This window comes from Enterobacter genomosp. O (assembly GCF_001022965.1).
Lineage (GTDB): Bacteria > Pseudomonadota > Gammaproteobacteria > Enterobacterales > Enterobacteriaceae > Enterobacter > Enterobacter cloacae_L.
Genome location: NZ_LECZ01000025.1, coordinates 760,427 through 783,635, shown reverse-complemented (window position 1 = coordinate 783,635; position 23,209 = coordinate 760,427). Strand labels below are relative to the sequence as shown.

The window sequence follows — 23,209 nt, the reverse complement described above, 5'->3', positions numbered from 1 at the left end:
TTTTATCGTTCTGGAGTGAAACTTTTATGACAAACTAAGAATAATTTTAAAAAACGGTGATTTATTATTTCGGTAATAAATGTGTCAAATTCTCCCGCTACGCTTCCTGATCCCGCGCAACAAAGTGTTTCGCGATGTGCTAAGGCAGTTGGCAACAGGGCTGACTCCTGTTAAAACGTTCGTTCGACATTACTTTCCCTTATCGTTGAACGGCAGAGAATCATGAGTGACAGCCAGACGCTGGTGGTAAAACTCGGTACCAGTGTTTTAACAGGCGGATCGCGCCGCCTAAATCGCGCCCACATTGTTGAGCTTGTACGTCAGTGCGCTCAGCTACATGCCGCAGGGCATCGTATTGTGATAGTGACCTCCGGGGCGATTGCCGCCGGGCGTGAACACCTGGGTTACCCCGAACTCCCCGCGACGATCGCCTCCAAACAGCTGCTGGCCGCCGTGGGGCAAAGCCGACTCATTCAACTCTGGGAACAGCTGTTCTCTATCTATGGCATCCACGTCGGGCAGATGCTGCTGACGCGTGCCGATATGGAAGACCGGGAGCGATTCCTGAATGCCCGCGATACCCTTCGCGCGCTGCTGGACAACAATATCGTTCCCGTTATTAACGAAAACGATGCCGTTGCCACCGCTGAAATCAAAGTGGGTGATAACGATAACCTCTCTGCGCTGGCCGCGATTCTGGCCGGTGCCGATAAATTACTGCTTCTGACCGATCAGCAGGGGCTGTTCACCGCCGATCCGCGCTCCAACCCGGAAGCCGAGCTGATTACCGACGTTCACGGCATCGACGATGCGCTGCGCGCCATCGCCGGCGACAGCGTGTCTGGCCTGGGAACGGGCGGTATGGGGACCAAGCTGCAGGCCGCTGACGTGGCGTGCCGCGCCGGTATTGACACCATCATTGCGTCGGGCAGCCGCCCGGGCGTGATTGGCGACGTGATGGAAGGTATTTCCGTCGGCACGCGCTTCCACGCCCAGGAATCCCCGCTGGAAAACCGTAAACGCTGGATATTTGGCGCGCCTCCGGCAGGCGAACTGGTCGTAGATGAAGGGGCTACCGCCGCGATTCTGGAACGAGGAAGTTCATTACTTCCTAAAGGAATTAAAAGCGTGACAGGCAACTTCTCCCGTGGTGAAGTGATCCGTATCCGTAACCTCGAAGGTCGCGACATCGCTCACGGCGTAAGCCGCTATAACAGCGACGCGCTGCGCCGCATTGCGGGTCACCACTCGCAGCAGATCGACGCCATTCTGGGCTATGAATATGGCCCGGTTGCCGTGCATCGCGATGACATGATTATTCGTTAAGGAGCCAGAACATGCTGGAACAAATGGGCGCCGCCGCGAAGGCCGCCTCTTACAAACTGGCGCTCCTTTCCAGCCGCGAGAAAAACCGCGTGCTGGAAAAAATCGCTGATTATCTGGAATCCCAGTCCCAGGAGATTTTGCTCGCCAACGAGCAGGATCTGCTGGAAGCCCGCCGTAACGGTTTGAGCGAAGCGATGCTCGACCGTCTGGCGCTGACGCCGGCGCGCCTGAAAGGCATCGCCAACGATGTCCGCCAGGTCTGTAATCTGGCCGACCCGGTCGGGCAGGTGATCGACGGTGGGCTGCTCGATAGCGGTTTACGCCTTGAGCGCCGCCGCGTGCCGCTCGGCGTCATCGGCGTTATTTATGAAGCTCGTCCAAACGTAACGGTTGATGTGGCCTCCCTGTGCCTGAAAACCGGTAACGCCGCTATTCTGCGCGGTGGCAAAGAGACCTGGCGCACTAACGCCGCGACGGTAAAAGTCATTCAGCAGGCGCTGGAAGAGTGTGGCTTACCCGCGGGTGCCGTGCAGGCGATCGAGAGCCCTGACCGCGCGCTGGTCAACGAAATGCTGCGCATGGACAAATACATCGACATGCTGATCCCACGCGGCGGCGCGGGCCTGCACAAGCTGTGCCGCGAGCAGTCGACGATCCCGGTGATCACCGGCGGTATCGGCGTATGTCATATCGTGGTGGACGACAGCGCTGAGATTGAACCGGCGCTGAAGATTATCGTGAACGCGAAAACCCAGCGCCCAAGCACCTGTAACACCGTGGAAACGCTGCTGGTGCATCAGGGTATTGCGAATACCTTCCTGCCGGCCCTGAGCAAACAGATGGCAGAGAGCGGCGTGACGCTGCATGCTGACGCCAACGCGCTCGCGCTGCTGCAGGATGGCCCGGCGAATGTCGTTCCTGTAAAAGCGGAGCAGTACGACGACGAGTTCCTGTCGCTGGACCTGAACGTGAAAATCGTTACCGATCTCGACGACGCCATTGCGCACATTCGTGAACATGGGACGCAGCACTCCGACGCTATCCTGACGCGCACGCTGCGCAACGCCGATCGCTTCGTGAACGAGGTGGATTCTTCCGCGGTATACGTCAATGCTTCAACGCGCTTCACCGACGGCGGCCAGTTCGGCCTCGGCGCTGAGGTGGCGGTCAGCACGCAGAAACTGCACGCGCGTGGTCCGATGGGCCTCGAAGCACTCACCACTTACAAGTGGATCGGCTTCGGCGACGATACGATTCGTGCGTAAATAATCACGGGTGATGCAAAAGTAGCCATTTGATTCAAAAGGGCATTGACGCATCACCCGGATAGATCTAACCTTTTGCCCCGTGGTTACGCTCGTAACCGGCCTCTCAGGGCCGATATAGCTCAGTTGGTAGAGCAGCGCATTCGTAATGCGAAGGTCGTAGGTTCGACTCCTATTATCGGCACCATCCTACCTATTTTAACGTCTCCCTAAGTCTACTCAAACACCCTTTAAATCCTTATAATATGCCGTTTCACGGCCCTTGTTGTCTCTGCTCGTCTACTCACGTTCACGAAAATCTACGGTGAGTTGGGGGCATCAGTGGGGGCATGTTGTATTCGGTCTAGAGGAGATGCCCCCAAATGAAGCTCAATGCCAGACAGGTCGAGAATGCCAAGCCTAAAGATAAACCCTATAAGTTAGCAGATGGTGGGGGCATGTATCTGGAGGTGTTCCCTAACGGCACCAAAAGCTGGCGCATGAAATACCGTATCGCAGGTAAAGAAAAACGTGTGGTGTTTGGTGTTTACCCGACCATTACCTTAGCTGATGCCAGAAGCAAAAGAGATGATGCTAAAAAGCTGCTGGTTAATGGCGTTGATCCGAGTGCGTTTAAGAAAGAAAGCAAACTAGCCCAAATCGAAGAAGTAAAAAACACCTTTCAGCAAATTGCGCTCGAATGGCACAACATGAAAGTGAAGAAATGGTCTGCGGGATATGCCTCTGACATTCTTGAAGCCTTCAACAAAGATGTCTTCCCGTTCATCGGTCAACGTCCTGTTGCAGACATCAAGCCGTTGGAATTGCTTAACGTGCTTAAAAAGATGGAAGAGCGAGGTGCGACTGAGAAAGCTAAGAAAGTACGTCAGCGGTGTGGTGAAGTGTTTCGCTACGCCATAGTTACAGGCAGAGCCGAGTATAACCCCGCACCAGATCTCACCAGTGCTATGCAGGGGCATGAGTCTAAACATTATCCATTCCTGACCATTGAGGAGCTTCCAGCCTTTTTTAAAGCCCTTGCTGGCTACTCTGGTAGTGAGTTGGTAGTGTTAGCCGCCCGACTAATGATCATCACTGGTGTTCGAACGGGTGAATTACGTGGTGCGTTATGGTCTGAAATTTATACTGATAAAGGGTTATGGGAAATTTCTGCCGAACGCATGAAAATGCGGCGTCCTCATATTGTTCCGTTATCCGTGCAGGCATTGGAAATTATTGAAAAAATCAGGGCAATGACTGGTAATTTTCATCTAATGTTCCCCGGTCGTAATGATCCAAGTAAAACAATGAGCGAAGCCAGTATCAATCAGGTGTTTAAGCGAATTGGCTATACCGGCCGCGTTACGGGGCATGGATTCCGTCATACCATGAGCACCGTTCTTCATGAACAAGGCTACAACACCGCATGGATTGAAACCCAGCTTGCGCATCTTGATAAGAATGCTATCCGTGGTACCTATAACCATGCGCAATATCTTGATGGCAGACGTGAGATGCTGCAATGGTATGCTGACTATATGGATAGCCTTGAGAATGGTGGCAATGTGATGCATGGGACGTTTAATCGACGTGCATAGAGGAAGCTGATGCTGAACTAAGGGCTACGTCTCGGTAGAGCGTAGCTCTTTTTTATGACTGCATTTTTTATAATTATTGCTTCTGGTCGCTCAGATGAGTTCAACTATCCATTTCTGAATGGAATAACAAAGGCACCAAATGGCAATCATGAGAAACTGGTCAACGGAACACACCAAAGAAGTTAAAAAATGGTTGGATATCAATACCTATCGAGGATTTGAAGATCTGACTCTCATACAGCTTTACCATGAGCTGCTTGCAAGGACACTGTTCTTTAAGCCTTATCATGAGGAATTCGAAGCGAAAGCCGTGAACCTCTATATTGACCGAATTTTCAGCGGAAAACCGTTTCTTATTACAGAGCAACATCTCGGATACCTCACGAGAGAGGACACCCTTTACCAACCCCCACATTTCTTTTTGACCACGACAGAACGGCTGGCTCAGCTCAGCATCGTTGGATTACGGAATTCATTATTTTTCTGGGATGGAAGTGATGAGTATTCGGTTAACCGTGAATTTCTCGATAGCCCTGTATCCGAAGCTCTCCCTAAGCTGTTCAGAGATACTGTCATGGTCGAAATAGACCTTGCGAATGGAACTGATGAGGAAATAGCTGAATCTTTGAAAGCCGCGCTACCTCAATGGCGTAAAGTACGGGGCATTGAAGCCGATACATCTGATTCGATCAGGTTTGGCTATGGAACCATCAAGAAAATCATCAACTACAGACTCATACCCATGATTGACATCCTTGTATGGTCTACTCTGCACAAGGTTCGCATATCAGAAGATCGACTTTCACGCCTCCTTTACACCGACGATGATGATGAAGAACAGACCCGCCTCAATCACCAAATTCGGGACACAGACAGACCACTGGCGATAAAAGCAGCCAGTATACCTTTCATCCGTCAGTTCCATCTGTTCATCAACAAAAACAGTCATCTCAAAAACATCAGAGTTTCAGACGTGATGAAAATCGCGGATTCTGATAAAGACTGATATCCATACCCTTGGCGATCTGAAGATCGCTCTTTTTGCTGGTGATTCAATCGTATATTCATTTCCGTCAACATAGATGAGGGAAATACCATGAATCAGCCATGCACACGTCTTATCCGCCTGTCAGAAGTGATGAATAAAACCGGATTTGGTAAGGCTTGGATTTATCGTCTTATCAGCCAAAATCGGTTTCCACAGCCTGTAAAGATCGGTATTCGTGCTATTGCTTTTATCGAAAGCGAAATCGATGAATGGATTCAATTAACTATAGAGAATTCAAGAAAGCATGTTGCTTAAGAGGAATGTTGCTACATCGATCTTTTAACTTTTAATAATATTAAGAAAATAAATTTATAGGCCTTATAAGTTCACTGACTGAGTTTCAAAAAAAACGAGGTTTTGTAAAGTTTAAATCTAAAAAATTACTATATTTAACGGAATTCTTTACTTTTTTTTCTGGCAGAGCTTTTGCTATAAGGTTTAGAGATGGTTTTCTTAATATCGGGTATGGATACTGGTAACTAGCCGTACCTGTTTATTTGACGTCAAATAAATTTTTCCAAGCCATTAATATATATGCCAAATAAACTAAAGTCATTGTAAAAAATTTGAATTATTTTGAATTGGAATATATTTAATAAGTGAGAGTGATATTAATTTGTAAAGAATGAGGTCAAAATGGGATATAAAGTAAAGAAATTCATCATGAGTAATGGGGAGCGAGGATGCCTGATCCTTGATAAAAATAGTAATCTACCAGCTTACTATCAAAATCTATTTCTTACTACAGACATAAGAAATAGAGGCGCAACCGCCTCAACTATGGAAATAGTTGCAACTAACTTACTAATTTTTAGTAATTTCTTAGATAGTAGGAAAATTAATATAGTTGATAGAATTGAGCTTAAAAAGTATCTCAGCGTTGCAGAAATAGATGATCTGGTAAGATATGCGAAACAAAGATTCGACAGACAAAAAATTATAAATATAAAATCAGCAAGTAATAGGTTTATTGCGAAGAGAACCTTTAGTTATAGAATACACGTTTTTTCACGCTACCTTAAGTGGTTATGTGGATTAGTTCATTCGTCAAAGGGGAATCATGCAAAGTATGAAGTAGACGTATTTATTGAAAGTATCAGAGCACATATTCCAAGAAACAGTTCATTGAATATGAATGAAATATCTGAAAAATCGTTAAATGAAGAAGAGATCAAAGTGCTTTTCCGTCTATTGGAAATTGGCGGGATTGAAAACCCTTTCCATAAGGAAGTACAGGTCAGGAACAGACTAATATTTACCTTGCTCTTAAATTTAGGTTTAAGGGCTGGAGAGTTGCTCAATCTTAAAATAGATGATTTTGATCTCAGAGACAACACTTTAAGTGTAGTCAGAAGACATGATTCAAAAGAAGATGGAAGATCTTATCAACCATTAGTAAAGACTGGAGAAAGGGTTATTCCGTTATCTGATGAGTTAGCCTGTGAAATTTTTGATTACATAAGTAATAGCAGAGAAAAAATGACAAAAAGGAAAAAGCATAATTTCTTATTGGTGGCTCATTGCACCGGAAAAAACGCAGGAGAACCCTTAAGCATTTCAGCTTATGAGAAGGTGATATCAACACTGAAACGAGCAAGTCCAGAGCTATATAATCTTTCAGGCCATAGGTTAAGGCACTCTTGGAATTATATGTATTCTAAAGGAATAGAAGGTGCTGAATTAGAATATAGTAGAAGGAAAGATTTAAGGAATTATCTAATGGGTTGGTCAAAGGAGTCAATAATGTGTGATAGATACAACTATAAATATATATCGCAACAAGAGAAGGATGTCGTCCTAAAGGTCTATAAATCAGTAAGTAAAATAATTAGTGGAGTTTAGTATGGAAAACAAATGTATTGAAAGTGAGCAAATCTTTTTTGCTAAGATGAACAGGTATAGTTTCAAACTGTCAGATAAGAAATGGCAACTGGATAAAGAAAACTGCGTATACCCTCATAAAGTTGTAGATAGAATGCCTACAAAAATGAAACTTAGCTACTTAAAAACATTGGCTTACTATGCGTCTGAATATAGTTCTTTTTATATTCAAAGCATTAACAATCTATTTTATAAGTGGTTTGGTGCGATGACTATCGATACTATTGATGACAAAGCCATATATCAATTGAATGTTTATTTAGGTTCAGCGAGAAACTACAAGCTAAACATAGTTAAGGCCTTCATAACTAAATGGAAAAAACTCAATTACCCTGGAGTAGAAGCGACTGCCCTTAGAATGTTGGAGAAAATAAAAATCATTCCAAACCAAACAGGAGAGGCAGTTAAAAGACGAGATCCAAATAAAGGACCTTTAACTGAAACGGAACTAAATTATATCCTTAACTCTGTTAGCAAACTTTATCTTCAGAAGAAAATTCAACGCTTCTTATATTGTTATATTCTTCTGTTGGCAATAACAGGAAGAAGGCCATTACAATTAATCTCTCTAAAAGCTAAGGATCTCATTAAAAATGAGAAAGGGTATTTTTTAAATGTACCAAAAGTAAAACAAAGGAAATCATTCAGAAATGAATTTAACATGGTAATGATAGAAAAGTTCTTATATGACAGCTTATCAATGCTAATTAATGAAAATCAGGTGTTTGTCGAAGATAAATTTAGTGTTGGGATTAATAACTATAGAGGCGAATTGCCAATCTTCATGGATTTAGACAAGATTACGGAAATAAAAAGAATTGAGGGTTTTCTATCTGATTTAACAACAGATTTTTTCCATATGAAAAATTCAGTCATTTCAAAGCTATTAAAACGCTTTCCTTCAAAATTCGATGTTAGATCAGAAAGGACTAACAGCTATATAGAGCTTAATGCCAGAAGATTCAGATATACATTAGGGAGTCGACTGGCTAATGAAGGAGCCTCAATTGAGGTGATTGCTAAAGCGTTAGATCATAAATCAGCAAACTCTTCTATGATTTATATAAAAAATAATCCTGACAGTGTTTATGATATCGATAAGAAACTAAGTGCATTTTTTAACCCCTTATCTAAAATACTTATGGGCGTAGAGATTGAAGAAAACAAGAACTTTTTTATCAAGTATGTTTTAGATTCATTTTTATTATTAGAAGATACGGAAGAGGAATTTAAATGTTTATCTTGTAAAAAATTCAACCCCTGGAGAGTATAATGAATAATATATTTATTTTTGAACCGAGTAATAGAAACAACCCACACGATAATGTTATTAAGTTCATCGAGTTTTGTAAGGATACCATTTCTAATAATAATTTAACAACTTCCTGGGAAAGCAATAAATGGAAAGGTTTATATAGGTTTACTAAGTTTAACACAAAAAACAACCTAAACAGCAAGGAATGCTTAGATGTTAGTTTTATTAACTTTGCTAAAGCATATATGTTGCATGTGCATTCATTCAATAAATCTAAGACGAAACACTCAACATTATCAATGTTGAAGATTGTAGAATTCGTTTTACTGAAAATCAATATGCAAGCTAATGTAAGCTATTGCAACAATTCAGTTTTTGATGAATGCATAAGAATAGCTTCTGAAAAGTATTCTAAAGCACATGCATTTGCTATTGGGAAAGAACTTGAGAAATTGAGTTCATTTTTAAGTGATAATATGATGACTAATTCATCTTATTTATTTTGGGTAAATCCAATTAGATATAGGATTACTCAGTCTTGGACTGGTTATGATTCTTCACTTGAAGGCCATCCTAGATTGCCTGATATCAAATCAGTTATTGCGATTGCTGAGATTTTTTCAAAGCGGGATGAACAATTATCTTCAAGAGATATATTTACTACATCTGTGCTTGCTTTACTTATGTGCGCACCAAGTAGGATATCAGAAATTTTAGCTTTGCCAGCGGATTGTGAAATTACAGAATGTGATGGAAAGGGTATTCAAAGATACGGATTGAGATTTTTTTCAGCAAAAGGGTATGAAGGTAATATAAAATGGATTCCAACTTTAATGATACCTGTAGCTAAAAGGGCTATTAGCAGATTAAAAGAATTATCAAGTCAAGCGAGGTTATTGGCTGCTGAATTTCAAAAAAATCACTCTAATTCAACGATGGGGACCCTTAAAGAGAATATACCTCAAGATTTCCCTTGGTATGATAGAGAGAAGAAAATTGAATATTCTAATGCGCTTTGCTTGTTAACTGAAGGACAGTTAAATCAAAACAAAAAGAAAATGTTAGATAAGTTATTCAGACCTACAATGAGTTTTTTTAAAACTGACATTGTTGATTCTGATTATATAAAAGGATATTTTAATATCTTTAAAAGATATGGTTATATAAATGAAGATGGTAGCCCATATTTGCTAAGAACACATCAACTAAGGCATCTTCTCAACACATTTGCTCAAATAAATAGCATGGATGAATTCAGTATTGCCCGCTGGTCTGGACGAAAGCTTATTTCTCAAAATGTTTCTTATGACCACAGATCGCATCTTCAAATGTCTAAAGCAATAAGAGAACAAAAGTTATCAGTGTGTGTTAATGAGCACAGAATAAAGGATATTCCAGTGGTGGATCTTAATGAGTTTGATTCACTTAGTAGTGGTGCAGTACTTGTATCAAAACATGGCTACTGCAAACACTCATATGCGTTTAAGCCGTGTGAACGTTATCCGATTGAGAATTCTGGTTTAGATAACGAAACGATTTCAAACATTCACGATAAAATTTTAAAAAGAACACTGTATGATAAAAATGATGGGAACATAAATGCTGATAGATGGTATGAATTTCATAAGAGAATAAAAAAAGGAGAATAAATGGCTAAGCATATAAATGGTTATCATGAGAAGAAGATTGTAGATGTTATTAATACATGGTCTATAGATGAAAAACTAACCTGGGATGCTTTGTGCGACAGGTTAGTAAGGATTATTGGCAAAAGGCCATCAAGACAATCCTTAAGTAGTCATGTAAGGATTGCAGAAAGCTTCAGTGTGAAAAAAGCCACTATCAAATCTGGTGCAATATACACTGTAAAACCTGCTAATTTAAAAGTGGCTTCTCAACGAATTAGAAGACTTGAAGCAGAAAATGAAGCTTTGAAGGCATTAAATGAACGCTATTTAGAGCAGTTCAAAGTATGGCTTTATAATGCTCACCTTAAACAAATAACGATTGAAGAACTTAATAATCCGTTACCTGCAAAATACCTTTAATAGAATGGATAGGTTTTAACTATTGACATGATTAATAATTATGGTATTTCTTTAATTGTCAGGATGACAAAATTTCACCATTGCAAGGATGCATATTATGGATAAAATAAATATTAACTTAATGGAAAGGTATCTACTACTGCTTGATCGATTCGTTGATAAACTCGCTGAATCTGGTTTCTCAGAGCAACGAATTGTCGAACAATCATATCTTTTTTGTGCAGGATTTTATATCAAATACCAAAGTGGTATCGAAAAAATGACCTTCTCCAACAGGGAGGTTGTTTTAACCTTTCTGCTACTTTCATATTATAGTCATATAAATAAACTGGATGATGATTTAATCAACAAAGAGCGTATGAAAAATATATGTTCTTCATTGATTAACTTTATAGTCAGTAATGGTAGCCGAACAGAGAAAGTCTATGCTAATGAGAAAAGGAAATATGAGGCTTCAACTCTAAAAAGAGAATTATCGAAAAAGGATAAAAAGAAAAGATATGGGTTGTAGTGTTTGTATGATTTTCATTGAACTTACTTAATCTATAGTCTAAATTTTAATATTAGATTCGTAAATCTATAATTCCATGAATCTAATTAATGCTTAAAAGCATCCTCTAAGATGCTTTTATTGTTACCATGCATACATACCCAGAACCTTTAACAAAGGATAATAGAGGGGAGTTGTGTATAACAACTCCCTGACCTTACTAAGGTTAGCGATATTATTCAGCATCGTTCTGTCGAACATTTAATTTCTTTGAAAAATACTAATTATACCACTTAAGTTAATAACTTCTGCTTGATAGTGTATTTTGGTAAGTTGGAATACAATTTTTTGATTGGATCGTCAATAAGAAAAAGCTAGAATCCTTAGAAGGACATAGATTTTCATAGGGTTAAGATATGACGATTGCGAAGGATAGTTCGACTGATGAAATCATTCATGGAAATGATCTCCGTGGAATGGATGATTTTTACATTAAGACAACGAGTTTTGAATGCCCATACGAGCCTTGTAAAATTAAAGCCACACCTTGTAGTTTTACTATGAAACATGTTAATCAATCATATTTTAGATATGGTGATAAACATAAGGATGGATGTGGTATTCATGACCCAAGATATAAAAACAATCATACTTCAAATGACGAAAGAAAACATAATTCGCCACCTGCTCCGGTTATATCACTTTTAAAAATTGATGTGAAGCCAAGAGGTGGTGTTAAAAATGCCAGAAGTAGTAAAAATGAAAATCACAAGGATGAAAAAAAAGCTAATGAACATCCTGTATCTTCATCAAGTATTAAGCCAGTCGTTGACTATTACATAAATAATAGCAATCATAATGAACAGCTATCAATCCCTCCATATGGCACGCGATCTTATAAAGATACGTTTCAACTTATTTTTTACAAAAACAACATACGTTATTACAAACCTGCAATTTATTATGGTGTAGTCCAGTCTAATATTCGTCTGCACGAAGATTCAGATAAACATTGTATTACTTTCCTCGCAAGGGATAAGAAGACCCAAAAACCATTTACGCTTGAAATTGATGTTTCTGACTGGAATAAAAGTCAGAAGGATGTGTTTTGGAAAGAATATGAAAAGCAAAGGAAGGAAGCTGATAGGTATTATAAGGGACTTAAAGATAAAAGGAATGCTAAAAAATACCTGACGGTTTTCTTTTTTGGGATGCCGGATGAAAATGATAAGTTTCTATTTAAGACAAACCACTTTAAATTAGTATATGTGGCTTTCTTGGGTAAATTTGAAAGCTCATATAATGATAGTAATTATTACATTGAAAATGATCTGTCTGTATCATCATTGAATGAACAACCCATTTCAGTATCTGATATAGACCATAAAAATCATGAATATAATATTGAAACTTCATTAGATTTTAGTACTCCTTTGCCAGAGCCAGAGCCAGAGCCAGAGCCAGAGCCAATAAAATCCTCTTTAAAGGAAAATACTGAGACTGTAGAAATGAAGAGCAAAGTTTGGGGGAGGCTGAAAAAGATAATCACTTTCTTTAAAAAGTGATTTATGTTTTCTGTAAAAAAGCCCGTAGGTTTCAACTGCGGGCTAAATTTTCCCTTGATGCTGGTTTTGTCTTTTATCTAAAAAATGCCAGTCTTCACGTTGCTTGTTCCAGCATTAAAGATGTATGTGCTGACTTTTTCGCCTTTGAAAGAAACTGTCAGAGATTTAGTTTGTGAGTCTGCTCCACCTGCAAGCAGTCCCACAACGGGGATGAAAGAGGTTGCTTTGGACTGACTGTTATACATAGTGTATGACCATTGCTCTTCACCATCGATCAAAGAACGGCTGTCAGGTTCACCGAACGATGCTAACACGTCCTGTTTTGTAGTTTTGCCTTTAACAATTTTAGTTTTCACACTTTCCTGCGTCTCATTTTTCAATGACTGGTTGCCTACTGAAGAACAACCTGCCAAGGTCAGAAAAACGAATCCTACGATTATGATTTTTTTCATACCACACTTTCCTTTTTTATTTTTAAATTTTAGCGCTTTACTGACTCAATAAGATTTCTAAGTTCATTTTCAAATTTCTGGCTTCGTCTTTTCATCAAATTGATACAAATAAAACTGCCAACTCTTGAGAAAAGATATGTAAACCACATGTATTTGTGGTCGCTCCACATGTAGCCGTCTTTAAATCCCCAGGGTAGTGTGAGAAATGAAATAAGTGCAGCGGAACAAAGTAAAATGAAAATAACAGTGAGAAACTTTGGAACAGGCATTGCTCTGTAATACGATGCTGTGGAGGCAGTATGAAATAGCATTGTCAGAAAAGCGGGGATAATAATAGTTTTTCTTTTTAAGTTTACCTCGTGTTCACCCGTTTTCTTATTAACGATAAGCGCATCTTTATATGTATTATACGAACCATCCTCACTATATTGGCGAAGTTCGTATTTATGGATAGTGTGTGAACTTCTGAAAGGGATACCATAGTCAGAAATCTGCTTCTCATCCCCTGTGTTGGTTTTTACCCAGATATGACCATTGCCTGGATCGGAGTTGATGACAGTGGCAGAGAAAGTCTCAATAAATGTGAAAGTTTCACCAAACAACACAAAATTGGGTGTCGTGATTTCCGTTTGCCGAGGATCATCAGAAAGACCAGCTTCAGCTTCTTTCTTCCTGCTTTTCGTAGCGGAGATGCTCATACAAGTTCCTTAGTGTTCAAAATGAAGTCATATTCGGTGATGTATGAAACCGTCCAAGCTTACAGTTGAGATGGTAGTTGCCATTTCAAACCCTGCGTTTGAGCTAATGAATAAGTAAATAGACTAGCTAAATCATATCGTTAGATGATTGCATGTAAATTGACATTTTGACTTAGTTCGTAAGAAACGCAAATCACTTGTACCGATCGATTATGAATTAATGATAGGTATAGACTATCAACACTAGATTATCGATCGGTATAAACGATCAATGTGTTGGGCTATATTAATCAAAAAAGGCTTGCCAGCCTTACATCGAAAGCGATGCTCTTCTGGATTGAGGTGGTGATTCGATGAGAGTTTTTTGGGGGATAGGCATAATCTCTACCACTCTCACGCCAGTGATGGTTTTGTGTTTTCTAGGGCGTTTAAGGGTTGGTATTTTGAGATTTTTCAACATACGATAAATTAAATCGAGGTAGGGGATGTATTCCAACCACCTGAAGGCTGAAACTGCATAGCTTCGGTCGGGGGCTTCTTTTAACGATTCTTTAGCACCAGCACCATCTTCTAAGTGAAACTGCTTTACAGAAGCGTTAGTGTATTCGTCCTGACCAGCAGCTCGTTTATCGAGGATAAGCGATTCGACAGGACTGTTAACGTCTTCTGTTGTGATTTCATGGGGATGTGTTGCTATGGCACTATCAGGCGCTTCGCTAACCGATGCCTTACTGACTGAGGGCATTTTCAATGCAAACAGGAAAGCATTGTCGCGTTCCGGCTGGTAATCTAGCCTGTTTTGTAAGGCAGACCAGGAATAACCTTTACCTAACTGCGAAGCTTTGAAAGCAATCCCCTGATATTCGAATGAAAACCCATTCATTTTCCCTGTTGAGGCAATATTCGGAAGCGCTTTGATATTGTTGGCGGCAAGCTGCATCACGAAATCAGTGGTGGATGGTTTATCGACAAGTAATGCTTCCAGAGCTTCCTGGATAACCGATTTGGGTGATAGCTCTCCTTTATACTTCTCCATCATCGCTTCGTTACGCGATAGCTTTTTAGGCTTCGGTATTGCGATTATCGGTTTTTGGGGCAGGGATTTTCTGGATAGCGAAGCTGGAGATGGTGATGCTACCAATTCTGGCCCTTTGGTTTTGGTCAGATGGTGATCTATTTCTAACTGTTGGATGATACGGGTGCTGATGAGGTTTTCATTTTTGCCCAAGTAAAGGCTTCTATTGGATAGATCTATACGACTGGCAATAATGTGGATGTGCTGGCCGGCCGCATCATCATGAAGGACATAGCATCTGAGGTGCGTTTCAGAGAAGCCCATTCGGGACATGTAATCATCAGCAATCCCTGACCACTGAGCATCTGTCAGCGCTTCGTTTTTCGGCAAGCGAAGCGAATTGTGCCAGACGGGTTTAGCAACATCCGGGCGAAGCGTTTTTGTAGCATCAAATTCAGCTATTAGATCTCCAGCATCACTTCCATCCATATTCCCACCAATGACATAAGGTGTGCATTTATGGTGAGAGCCTGGCTTTAATGCGTAGAGAACGACACCAGAGAAGTTTTTACCCCTGCTGATTTTTTGCATTCCCTTCATCAGAAGGTGATCTCCATAGGTCGGCTGTGATCAGCTTCATGCGAAGCTCAGATATCTGGCGCTTCACTGCGAATAGTTCTGTGTGCGTCAGAGAGCTACACTGGCTTTTATTATCCAGATGAGCGACAAGCTTGTTCAGCTTCTGTGAAATTTCGCTCAGCGATTTCCATGCTTCGAGATTAATCGATGGAATAACAAAGGGGAGGTTATGCAGAAGCGCCATACGAAGCCATTCGCCTTTACGATGACGGCCACGTCTCTCATTGAGAAGCGTTAGCTCTTCATCATTTAATCTGACACTGACGCAATGAGAACGAATCTTGTTGTGCGAGAACTTCGCTTCGTTAACGCTTCCATTATGAGAATGCTTACTCACAACGATCTTATTAAAAGTATTACTTGCGACCATATGAACTCCTTTTCATATAATTAAATAAAAGCATATTCCTTATGCTTAATTTATTTATATGATAGGAACTAATAATGTCAATGCAGTGTGTTGATTTTGCTTTTAATTTTTTTCAACCAAAGGGCGAAAAAACAAGGGAGAACTCGAAGAAGCAGCGTAGCGCTTCGTAGAGTTAGCCCTTGCTTAATTAGGAAGGGAGTCTTTTACTGATTGGATTATAGTTAATGCTTTAGAAATTATGTCATCTTTGAATTGATACAATACAAACATCGTCCAAACCGATACACCGAAGAAAACTAAACCTTCCAGTATCGTTAAGGTCTTTTCAGCACTTCTCTTTTTAATTTTAAGCTTCTCAACAGCATCTGTTGTAATCTGGTTTATTTTTTTAGTTAATGCAGCATCATTTTCATCAACGTTTTCCTTTGTAAAAAGAACCATTGTTGTATTCGATGATTCAATTATATCTGCAAGTGAATTTCTTGCATTACGAATACCTAAAATGACAACAGCACATGTAAGAAGCATCGCTATAAAAATAAGTAAGAGACCCGAAGGTGTCCAGCCTTTAATTATGGCGGTGCTAACCAGAACGGCTGGAATTGATAGAGATTTAGTCTGATGCTCCTGAACAAGTGAGTTCAGCTTCGAGAGGAAGTCTAATTTTTGCGTTTCGACCTCATGTATTATTTTGTTTATGGAATATTTGTTGATATATATTTCATAATTTATTGAAAATAAATCCCAAAGCTTTTTAGGTGATTGTAATATTGAACTAAGGAATGAAATTTTATCATTTGAATCATTGTAAAGTTCAATCAGTGATGATCTTAAAACTAACTTTCTTTCATATGAGTGTAGATCGACGCTTGTTAGCGTTGATACATCACATGGACTAATATCAATTGAATTTAGGAAGTCCTTTTCAATGTTCTTTAATGGAAGATTATAAGTCGTTATCTTCTTAGATTTACCACCCTCCATTACAAATATATAACTTGGCCATGCATTGGAGTCGTCATATTCTACATGGTCTGATATTTTCGAAAAGATCTCACACCATTGTATATATGCTTTTGATGAATTTGAAATGCTTTCAATTTCTTCTTGTTGCAGATTTTCTATGTAAAAGCCATCAATGTTTTCTTTGTTGTTTTTTATTCTTAACCTTAAAGCTTTGAAATAGTCATCAACAGAAGAATACCAGCATATATCTGTAGTTAATAATAGCGTTACTTTTGTTTGTTCTGCTCGTTTAGTTTTTTCTAATTCTAGACAGGCAATTTCTTGCAGACGAGTAATATCATCCTCTATCTTTGAATAAGAGGAATTATCAAAAACCCATACATGGTATGGGTTATCAAACTCAATCTTTATAACCTCTTGCTTGACCTTAAGCAGGAGGTTAATAATTTCTTGATTATTCATTTGCAAGTTCTTTTAATCGAGCAATGATTATTGGATCATCAATTTTTTGAGTCAGTTTCACTTCATTTGTTTCTGCGTCAAAAACGATAGGTCTATTTGAGCCAGGAAGACCTATCTGATGTTTTTTTACACTCATTTTAGCAATGCTGGTTTCAATATCTAACCATTCATATTGTTTTTTATCACTTGCTGAAACTTCAAATTCTTCGTTAACTTCAAAACCATTTTCATTTACGAAATCGACAAAGGTATTTTTATGCTCTGCTAAATCTACAGGGATTATTGCGTCAATCTGCGTTTGAATCTTATCTAAAGTTATAGATTGACCACGTTTGCAATTATTAAATAATTCTTGAACCTTAGATTCTATTTTTTCTCGTAAAGCACGACCAAAATCTTTTTGATGAGAAAACTCTTCTAAAGCTTTAATGCATTGTTCGCTACTGGTTTTATTTGAAATAATATCTTCGGCACCTATTGATTCCGTAAAATATTTCCTAACATCACCAGTTCCGCGAATAAAGCAAAGGTTGTTTTTATCATCATCTTCGTCATCTTCTGACATGAACCTGGTTATATCAACTCTTGCACCCTGTAAAAACTTATCCAAATCAATAATATCGACAGGATTTAGTTGCAAGTTTTCTTTAAATCTTAATGCATCTGTATTTTTCAGCATTAAAACTAAAAGCCTTTCAAAGTCTTTATGTATATTACCTTCATCATCTTCATGTTGAAGCTGATAATGAGTAAACACCAGAATTGCACCATTACTTGCTCTGGATTGCTTCGCTGAGATAATTAATTTCTTTTGAATAAAGTCATCTACAAAAACTTCAAATGAGGTTCGTTTCTCTAAAAAATTAGTTAGCTTAGAGGGGAAAGAGCTTCCTGGATAAGGTTTTTGAAACTTAGCGTAAGACTTACTGCTTCTTTGAAATCTTGCATCTACTTTTGTTGTGAATGTGATTACCTCATCCTGATCACATGGCCAAAGGGCACCAAGCTTGTAGGACCAATCCTTCTGCTCGCCCTCAGGAGGTGTGATTCTAACTGCTATAGCATTCAAAACTTGTAAAGAAGCCAATGTTAACTCCTAACCCATTGATATTGATTGATGTTATATAGAGGTGCATCCTTGATAAGGATTTTATCATAGCGGTGAAAATCAACAACATAACATAGTGAAAATTTATGATCTTGGTCAAAATAGGCAATTTTACTAACAAGGATAGATAGTTATTATATTCATATTATTAAATTAAAGTTAGATATAAGTACCTTAAGGAATATTATGTTAATTTAATCTATTTTCATGATTTTAAGTTTCAGAACAAATATTTGAATAATTGATAATTTAATGCTAATTAATATATGAAAACATGAATTAATTAAAGAGAGGTTTTATATGAATATGAAATTGAGTAAAAAAACCCTTTGTTTTATTATTGTAAATCTTATATCCATAATGACATTAAGTAGTCAAAATACATTTATTGCTTTTTTTAATGCAAGTGTTATATGGATTGATATAATACTTATCCCGATGATGATAGTTCTATTGTTTGATTTTTTTCTTGAAGAAGTATTTACGGTAAAATAATATAACTCTTTTCGTGAAATTTAAATTTTTGAAGCTTTCTTTTTCAGTTTTTCGTTCTTTTAAGAAATCATGGAAGGTTAGTAAGATTTTAGAAATAAGACTGTTGGCAATAACCATAAATTTCAATACTATGAGAAAGAATGTGAGTCTATCCTTTTCTAATAAATCAGCCGGAGGTAATAGATCAAGATCTTTACTGCCTGTTAATAAATAAACCAATGCTACAACCCCGGCAGATAATGCTAAAATAAAATCATTAAAATACTTGTATGACTTTCTTATATAACAGACAAAATATGTTAATGATGATGTCATCAGTAATGTCGTGCTCAAATAAGTCTTGGGGTATTCAGTAATCAAAGTTATGTTAAAAATAGCAGAAACTATAATGATAATGAAAAAAGTGCCTAAGATACTTAGAATTACTCTTGCAATAGTTCTAATATATTTTTTCTTGTTATTGTTCAATGTTAGTTCCCTCTGCCTACCTTAGAAGATTAACTTACCATACATCTTAATCGCTTTCCTACCCACCAGATTCTTTATAGTAAATAACGATATGTATCCCATCAGTAAACTAGAACCTACTAAGTAAACACTTTGTTCATGAATTTCAACAGTTTAATCACTGAAAAATGGTACTGCTGCATCATTCGCTTATAGCTTATGCTTGCGTTGATAAGAATTGCGCCCATACTTGTCCTCTCATAAGAAGTAAGATGTTCATACACACCCCCAACAGCTCATAATCTCTCTAAGTTGCTCAACGTATTGAAAGCGAGTGTAGGCTTCCCTGACATCAATGGTGCCAACGCTACTGGTCCACGCTCTTCGATTAAGTCAGCACACAATCCTTTCGCATTGTGATTACTGACGGGATACATCTCATGCTATGAGCCACTAACAACTCTTTGAAACCCATGCGTTTTAACGTCATGTTAGCTTCTTAGCTGTTTGCCGGTTCAAGCGGCATATGAAAATCAGAAAACATTATTGATTATCATAGGATAAGCAGCATCTTTTTTCGGAATTGCCATTCAGTTGCTAACATCTTGTAACATATTAATTGAATGGTGTATCCTCATTTCTATAGGAAAAATCCGCTTTAAAGCGGTTGCTGATTGTGATTATTAGTTTTGTGGGGCAATGGCAATGTGCGAAAGGGTGTTAAAAAAAGATGTTTATTCTGAATGGGTTATACGCAATAGCCTGTACTGGATGACTTCGCTTACTCAGTGGAAACTTTGTGAAGATATATCCTCCTGGACAATCTCTTTTGAAAACGATAGTCCCGAATGCCTCTATGAATTCGAGAGGCTGATGAATGATTACATTTTGCGAGAAAAACTACAGCATAAAACAGGGGCGTTGAGAGATTCTATTGTCCATAAAGTGCTTCGCAGTGTCGATGAAAGGCTTTCGTGATGGAATTGATGCCATTCAATTTTGACAGATTGCCTAATGGACAGGTGTTTATAAGCAACCTCGCTGGTTTTCATCACTTCATTGATGAGCAAGAGCTGCTTGATCTTTCTGATGAGCAAATCAGTGCGGAACAATCAAACGCACTTGAAAGCAAGCTGTTCATAACCAACGAAAGCTCATCAGCTATTGCTCCCTATGCTTTAAGTTCTGCTTTTGCAAAACGATTGATGAATGAACTGGCGATCAGGCCAATTTTCATGATTGTGCCCACATTACGCTGCGACCATACCTGCAAGTATTGTCAGGTCAGTAGAGCTTCAGTGAACGCCTCTGGTTATGATTTAGATCCCGCTCTCATCCCCGATATCATTTCTACTATCAAAAAACTATCAACTCCACCTTACAAGATAGAGATACAGGGTGGAGAGCCACTCTTGCGGTTCGATTTAATTCAGTCTATCTATGAGCAATGTGCTGAAACGCTGGGAAGCACCGATTTTGAGATGGTGGTAGCTTCAAGCCTGTCTGTCTTGAATGAAGATATGCTTGAATGGTCGAGAGACAGGAACATAACGTTCTCTGTTTCGCTTGATGGTGAGGAAGTTGTTCACAACAGTAATCGAATTCTTGGTCATGGGCTTGCGTACAGTAGAACAGTGTCAGGGGTAGAGGCTATCAAACAGTCTTTAGGCGCTGGTCGCGTTGCAACGGTTACTACAGTTACTAAAGATCTCATTAGGCATCCTGAATCGATTGTCCAGGCTCACTTGTCTCTTGGCCTCAAGGACATGTTTATCCGACCTGTAAGTCCCTATGGGTTTGCACAAAAAGCATCGTTCACATTTTCTATGGAGGAATACTTCAGTTTCTATGCCTCGTTGATAGATGAAATCCTTAAGATGAATAATGAAGGGATAAGGGTTGTGGAACATTCGGCCTCCATTCATCTTAAAAGGATCTTCAATCCCGGCTTTAGTGGTTATGCGGATTTAAAGTCGCCAAGCGGGGTCGTGCTTAACAGTATTCTTTTCAATTATGACGGTCGAGTATATGGTAGCGATGAGAGCCGTATGTTGCAGAAGGTGAATCCTGAAACGGAGTTCAGTGCGGGTGAGGTTAAGACGCTATCATTTTCCAAGAGTCCTTACTATAACGCAGTATTGAGTTCATCGTTCAATTTTGCTCTGCCAGGTTGTGATACATGTGCATATCAACCATTTTGCGGTGCAGATCCATGCCAGAACATAAGTGTACAGGGTGAGCCTGTCGGTGATAGGAGTCGTTCAACGTTTTGTCAGTATCACAAGGGGATGTTCAGGTATCTGATGAACTGCATCTCAGAGGGTGGTCCGAAGGCTGAGATGCTAAAAGGATGGGCATATGTCTGAGGTTATCAGGAACGATATCTTTCATTTTGCTTCAAAAAATAATGTGCCCACGGGGTTCTATCGGTTATGCAAAAAAAAACCAGTGAACCCTTTATTCTTTTTACCCAATTTACTGGTAGTTGCTGAAAGCAATAATGATGCGATTCTACCATGCTTTGATTACTCTGTTATTAGCACTGAATTATTTGAGTCAATTGAAGATGGAGATATTGGGATAATCAACAATGGCAATATGATACGCGTTATTCTATCCCGCAGAGCCAATCATAATACTGTCTTAGTTACGGAACGTTGCAATAACTTGTGTCTGTTTTGTTCGCAGCCACCAAAGAAATCAAATGATGACTGGCTACTTACCCAATCAGCTCTTGCTATAGCTTCATTTGGTTTAAATGGAGTTGTTGGGGTCAGCGGTGGTGAACCTTTGCTGTATGGAGATGATTTCCTTCACTTCATTGATTTTATCATCGAGAATTCACCAGATACTGCTTTGCATGTTTTAACAAACGGACGCAAATTCGCTGATACCAACTTTACTCAGGAAATGGCAAAGCGAAGCAAAAAGATCAAAATCACCTTTGGTATCCCGCTCTACTCATCAAGACCACTTGTGCATGATCATCTTGTAGGGAGTGATGGCGCATTTAATGAAACGGTTAAGGGGTTAATTAATGCAGGAAACTCAGGGATTAATATCGAACTTAGAGTTATTCCGACACTGGCTAACTATACAGAATTGGATGATATTGTAGAGTTCGTTGGCCGTGTGTTCTCCAACATCAATCAGATTTCCCTTATGGGGCTGGAATCAATCGGTTGGGCACGAAAGAATTGGTCAACAATCTTCATTGAGCACAGCAGTTATAGTGAGAAAATAATCTCCGCCATAGACGCTGCACACAGGTCAGGTATACCTCTAACAATTTTTAATTATCCTTTGTGTCATCTTCCTGAAAGAGCTTGGGAGCTTGCAGCTCAGTCGATCTCTGATTGGAAAAATTACTATCCTAAAGAATGTGATGAATGCACTCAGAAGTCTTCCTGTACTGGTTATTTCAGTTCCTCAACAGGCCGTTTTCATCAACCACCGAGACCAATTTTATGAAAAAATTTAATTTTGCTGCTCTACTTCCGGGATTTTTGGCGCTCAATAATTCTGTATGGGCAAGTGATTCATCCACCGGAGCAAGTGATTTGCCTGGTATGACTCTTAATGAACATGATTTAGTGATAGCACCACTTAACACCGAAGTTCCATTCTACATTGCAGGGCATCGCAGTCATAGCTCCCACCGGAGCCATAGTTCTCACCGATCATCATCAGGTGGCGGGTACTATGGTGGCAGCACTCCTTATTATCCAAAAACATACAGCTCACCAAGCTCATCTGGTTCTTCAAGTTCAGGAACAAGTTCCTCATCGTCCTCTTCTGTGCGTTCGCTTCGTTCTAACGACAATAATTCTACTACTACGAATTCAGTTGGAACTACAGAAGCTAACCGTGCAAGTAATGGGCTGACTTCTGGTACAGAAAAGCGTAAGCGCTTAATCATGCGGGTTCAATTCGCTTTGCTGGACAACGGTTATTACAACGGGAATATTGACGGCATAATGGGGCCCTCCACAAGGCAGTCTATAAAAAATTACCGAATTGCGAAGGGACTACCAACGCCAGCAACTGAAACATTGGATACTCAATTATTGAACTCGTTAAATATTCTGGCCCGCTAAAGAGT

22 protein-coding genes and 1 tRNA gene are annotated in these 23,209 nt (G+C 39.4%); 16 read left to right on the top strand and 7 right to left on the bottom strand.

The genetic code is table 11. The features are described 5' to 3' along the window. The first annotated feature begins 222 nt into the window (after positions 1-222). From proB to ABR39_RS13545, 12 genes are all read left to right on the top strand, one after another. The gene (gene proB / locus ABR39_RS13600) at positions 223-1,326 is read left to right on the top strand and encodes a glutamate 5-kinase (RefSeq protein ID WP_047347347.1); all 1,104 of its coding nucleotides are present in this window, start codon (positions 223-225) and stop codon (positions 1,324-1,326) included. Positions 1,327-1,337: 11 nt separating this feature from the next. Further along, a complete protein-coding gene (proA, locus tag ABR39_RS13595) occupies positions 1,338-2,591 on the top strand; it encodes a glutamate-5-semialdehyde dehydrogenase (RefSeq protein WP_047347346.1) in 1,254 nt (417 codons plus the stop codon). 111 nt (positions 2,592-2,702) lie between these two features. Next, a tRNA-Thr gene (locus ABR39_RS13590) sits at positions 2,703-2,778 on the top strand. Positions 2,779-2,953: 175 nt separating this feature from the next. Next, the gene (locus ABR39_RS13585; protein WP_000772660.1) at positions 2,954-4,168 is read left to right on the top strand and encodes a tyrosine-type recombinase/integrase; all 1,215 of its coding nucleotides are present in this window, start codon (positions 2,954-2,956) and stop codon (positions 4,166-4,168) included. A 148-nt stretch (positions 4,169-4,316) separates the two neighbouring features. Next, a complete protein-coding gene (locus tag ABR39_RS13580) occupies positions 4,317-5,174 on the top strand; it encodes a DUF6387 family protein (protein ID WP_001412615.1) in 858 nt (285 codons plus the stop codon). Between the two features lie 90 nt (positions 5,175-5,264). Next, positions 5,265-5,471 (top strand): helix-turn-helix transcriptional regulator, encoded by a 207-nt coding sequence (locus tag ABR39_RS13575; RefSeq protein WP_001075424.1) that lies wholly within the window; start codon positions 5,265-5,267, stop codon positions 5,469-5,471. Positions 5,472-5,852: 381 nt separating this feature from the next. Continuing rightward, positions 5,853-7,058 carry a site-specific integrase gene (locus ABR39_RS13570; protein ID WP_000540852.1) on the top strand — a complete coding sequence of 402 codons (1,206 nt, stop codon included), beginning with the start codon at positions 5,853-5,855 and terminating at the stop codon, positions 7,056-7,058. A 1-nt stretch (position 7,059) separates the two neighbouring features. After that, complete coding sequence (locus tag ABR39_RS13565; protein ID WP_000428095.1) at positions 7,060-8,370, top strand: tyrosine-type recombinase/integrase; 1,311 nt, start codon at positions 7,060-7,062, stop codon at positions 8,368-8,370. Next, entirely contained in the window at positions 8,370-10,001 is a 1,632-nt protein-coding gene (locus ABR39_RS13560; RefSeq protein WP_001059532.1) for a hypothetical protein, read from the top strand. The genes ABR39_RS13565 and ABR39_RS13560 overlap by 1 nt, the downstream gene beginning before the upstream one ends. After that, complete coding sequence (locus tag ABR39_RS13555) at positions 10,002-10,400, top strand: hypothetical protein (protein ID WP_001052045.1); 399 nt, start codon at positions 10,002-10,004, stop codon at positions 10,398-10,400. It begins immediately after the preceding gene. A gap of 97 nt (positions 10,401-10,497) precedes the next feature. Continuing rightward, entirely contained in the window at positions 10,498-10,911 is a 414-nt protein-coding gene (locus tag ABR39_RS13550; RefSeq protein WP_000357937.1) for a hypothetical protein, read from the top strand. 395 nt (positions 10,912-11,306) lie between these two features. Beyond that, entirely contained in the window at positions 11,307-12,455 is a 1,149-nt protein-coding gene (locus tag ABR39_RS13545) for a hypothetical protein (RefSeq protein ID WP_047347345.1), read from the top strand. A gap of 77 nt (positions 12,456-12,532) precedes the next feature. Here the strand turns inward: ABR39_RS13545 and bamE are convergent, their stop codons facing one another. From bamE to ABR39_RS25875, 7 genes are all read right to left on the bottom strand, one after another. After that, positions 12,533-12,835: an outer membrane protein assembly factor BamE domain-containing protein gene (bamE, locus tag ABR39_RS13540; RefSeq protein WP_001417601.1), complete on the bottom strand. Its 303-nt coding sequence runs from the start codon at positions 12,833-12,835 to the stop codon at positions 12,533-12,535. A 101-nt stretch (positions 12,836-12,936) separates the two neighbouring features. Next, positions 12,937-13,605 (bottom strand): hypothetical protein, encoded by a 669-nt coding sequence (locus ABR39_RS13535; protein WP_000027943.1) that lies wholly within the window; start codon positions 13,603-13,605, stop codon positions 12,937-12,939. Between the two features lie 310 nt (positions 13,606-13,915). Beyond that, positions 13,916-15,220 (bottom strand): relaxase/mobilization nuclease domain-containing protein, encoded by a 1,305-nt coding sequence (locus ABR39_RS13530; RefSeq protein ID WP_000677846.1) that lies wholly within the window; start codon positions 15,218-15,220, stop codon positions 13,916-13,918. Beyond that, the gene (locus tag ABR39_RS13525; RefSeq protein ID WP_000226603.1) at positions 15,189-15,629 is read right to left on the bottom strand and encodes a hypothetical protein; all 441 of its coding nucleotides are present in this window, start codon (positions 15,627-15,629) and stop codon (positions 15,189-15,191) included. The genes ABR39_RS13530 and ABR39_RS13525 overlap by 32 nt, the downstream gene beginning before the upstream one ends. Positions 15,630-15,812: 183 nt before the next feature. Next, positions 15,813-17,057: a hypothetical protein gene (locus ABR39_RS13520; RefSeq protein WP_047347344.1), complete on the bottom strand. Its 1,245-nt coding sequence runs from the start codon at positions 17,055-17,057 to the stop codon at positions 15,813-15,815. After that, positions 17,050-18,144: a nucleoid-associated protein gene (locus tag ABR39_RS13515; RefSeq protein WP_000157695.1), complete on the bottom strand. Its 1,095-nt coding sequence runs from the start codon at positions 18,142-18,144 to the stop codon at positions 17,050-17,052. The genes ABR39_RS13520 and ABR39_RS13515 overlap by 8 nt, the downstream gene beginning before the upstream one ends. 471 nt (positions 18,145-18,615) lie before the next feature. Next, on the bottom strand, positions 18,616-19,128 hold the full coding sequence (locus tag ABR39_RS25875) for a hypothetical protein (RefSeq protein WP_001063576.1): 513 nt from the start codon (positions 19,126-19,128) through the stop codon (positions 18,616-18,618). Positions 19,129-19,812: 684 nt separating this feature from the next. On the opposite strand from ABR39_RS25875, the gene hxsD reads away from it, so the two are divergent. Genes hxsD through hxsA form a run of 4 tightly spaced genes read left to right on the top strand, consistent with a single transcriptional unit; the run spans position 19,813 to position 23,204 of the window. Beyond that, a complete protein-coding gene (gene hxsD, locus ABR39_RS13510; protein WP_000333422.1) occupies positions 19,813-20,085 on the top strand; it encodes a His-Xaa-Ser system protein HxsD in 273 nt (90 codons plus the stop codon). Next, complete coding sequence (hxsB, locus tag ABR39_RS13505; RefSeq protein ID WP_000422313.1) at positions 20,085-21,473, top strand: His-Xaa-Ser system radical SAM maturase HxsB; 1,389 nt, start codon at positions 20,085-20,087, stop codon at positions 21,471-21,473. Before hxsD ends, hxsB begins: the two co-directional genes overlap by 1 nt. Next, positions 21,466-22,578, top strand: coding sequence for a His-Xaa-Ser system radical SAM maturase HxsC (gene hxsC / locus ABR39_RS13500; protein WP_000005563.1), 1,113 nt, complete (start codon positions 21,466-21,468; stop codon positions 22,576-22,578). The genes hxsB and hxsC overlap by 8 nt, the downstream gene beginning before the upstream one ends. Continuing rightward, a complete protein-coding gene (gene hxsA, locus ABR39_RS24870; RefSeq protein WP_001667894.1) occupies positions 22,575-23,204 on the top strand; it encodes a His-Xaa-Ser repeat protein HxsA in 630 nt (209 codons plus the stop codon). The genes hxsC and hxsA overlap by 4 nt, the downstream gene beginning before the upstream one ends. Positions 23,205-23,209 lie beyond the last annotated feature (5 nt).

Bases quoted from the DNA above. Each gene is read 5' to 3' on its own strand.
- ABR39_RS13570 (WP_000540852.1), top strand. From the start codon at position 5,853: ATGGGATATAAAGTAAAGAAATTCATCATGAGTAATGGGGAGCGAGGA.
- ABR39_RS13580 (WP_001412615.1), top strand. From the start codon at position 4,317: ATGAGAAACTGGTCAACGGAACACACCAAAGAAGTTAAAAAATGGTTG.
- ABR39_RS13545 (WP_047347345.1), top strand. From the start codon at position 11,307: ATGACGATTGCGAAGGATAGTTCGACTGATGAAATCATTCATGGAAAT.
- proA (WP_047347346.1), top strand. From the start codon at position 1,338: ATGCTGGAACAAATGGGCGCCGCCGCGAAGGCCGCCTCTTACAAACTG.
- ABR39_RS13550 (WP_000357937.1), top strand. From the start codon at position 10,498: ATGGATAAAATAAATATTAACTTAATGGAAAGGTATCTACTACTGCTT.
- ABR39_RS13520 (WP_047347344.1), bottom strand. From the start codon at position 17,057: ATGAATAATCAAGAAATTATTAACCTCCTGCTTAAGGTCAAGCAAGAG.
- ABR39_RS13560 (WP_001059532.1), top strand. From the start codon at position 8,370: ATGAATAATATATTTATTTTTGAACCGAGTAATAGAAACAACCCACAC.
- hxsB (WP_000422313.1), top strand. From the start codon at position 20,085: ATGGAATTGATGCCATTCAATTTTGACAGATTGCCTAATGGACAGGTG.
- ABR39_RS13575 (WP_001075424.1), top strand. From the start codon at position 5,265: ATGAATCAGCCATGCACACGTCTTATCCGCCTGTCAGAAGTGATGAAT.
- hxsC (WP_000005563.1), top strand. From the start codon at position 21,466: ATGTCTGAGGTTATCAGGAACGATATCTTTCATTTTGCTTCAAAAAAT.
- ABR39_RS13585 (WP_000772660.1), top strand. From the start codon at position 2,954: ATGAAGCTCAATGCCAGACAGGTCGAGAATGCCAAGCCTAAAGATAAA.
- ABR39_RS13530 (WP_000677846.1), bottom strand. From the start codon at position 15,220: ATGAAGGGAATGCAAAAAATCAGCAGGGGTAAAAACTTCTCTGGTGTC.
- ABR39_RS13525 (WP_000226603.1), bottom strand. From the start codon at position 15,629: ATGGTCGCAAGTAATACTTTTAATAAGATCGTTGTGAGTAAGCATTCT.
- ABR39_RS13555 (WP_001052045.1), top strand. From the start codon at position 10,002: ATGGCTAAGCATATAAATGGTTATCATGAGAAGAAGATTGTAGATGTT.
- hxsD (WP_000333422.1), top strand. From the start codon at position 19,813: ATGTGCGAAAGGGTGTTAAAAAAAGATGTTTATTCTGAATGGGTTATA.
- ABR39_RS13565 (WP_000428095.1), top strand. From the start codon at position 7,060: ATGGAAAACAAATGTATTGAAAGTGAGCAAATCTTTTTTGCTAAGATG.
- ABR39_RS13535 (WP_000027943.1), bottom strand. From the start codon at position 13,605: ATGAGCATCTCCGCTACGAAAAGCAGGAAGAAAGAAGCTGAAGCTGGT.
- proB (WP_047347347.1), top strand. From the start codon at position 223: ATGAGTGACAGCCAGACGCTGGTGGTAAAACTCGGTACCAGTGTTTTA.
- hxsA (WP_001667894.1), top strand. From the start codon at position 22,575: ATGAAAAAATTTAATTTTGCTGCTCTACTTCCGGGATTTTTGGCGCTC.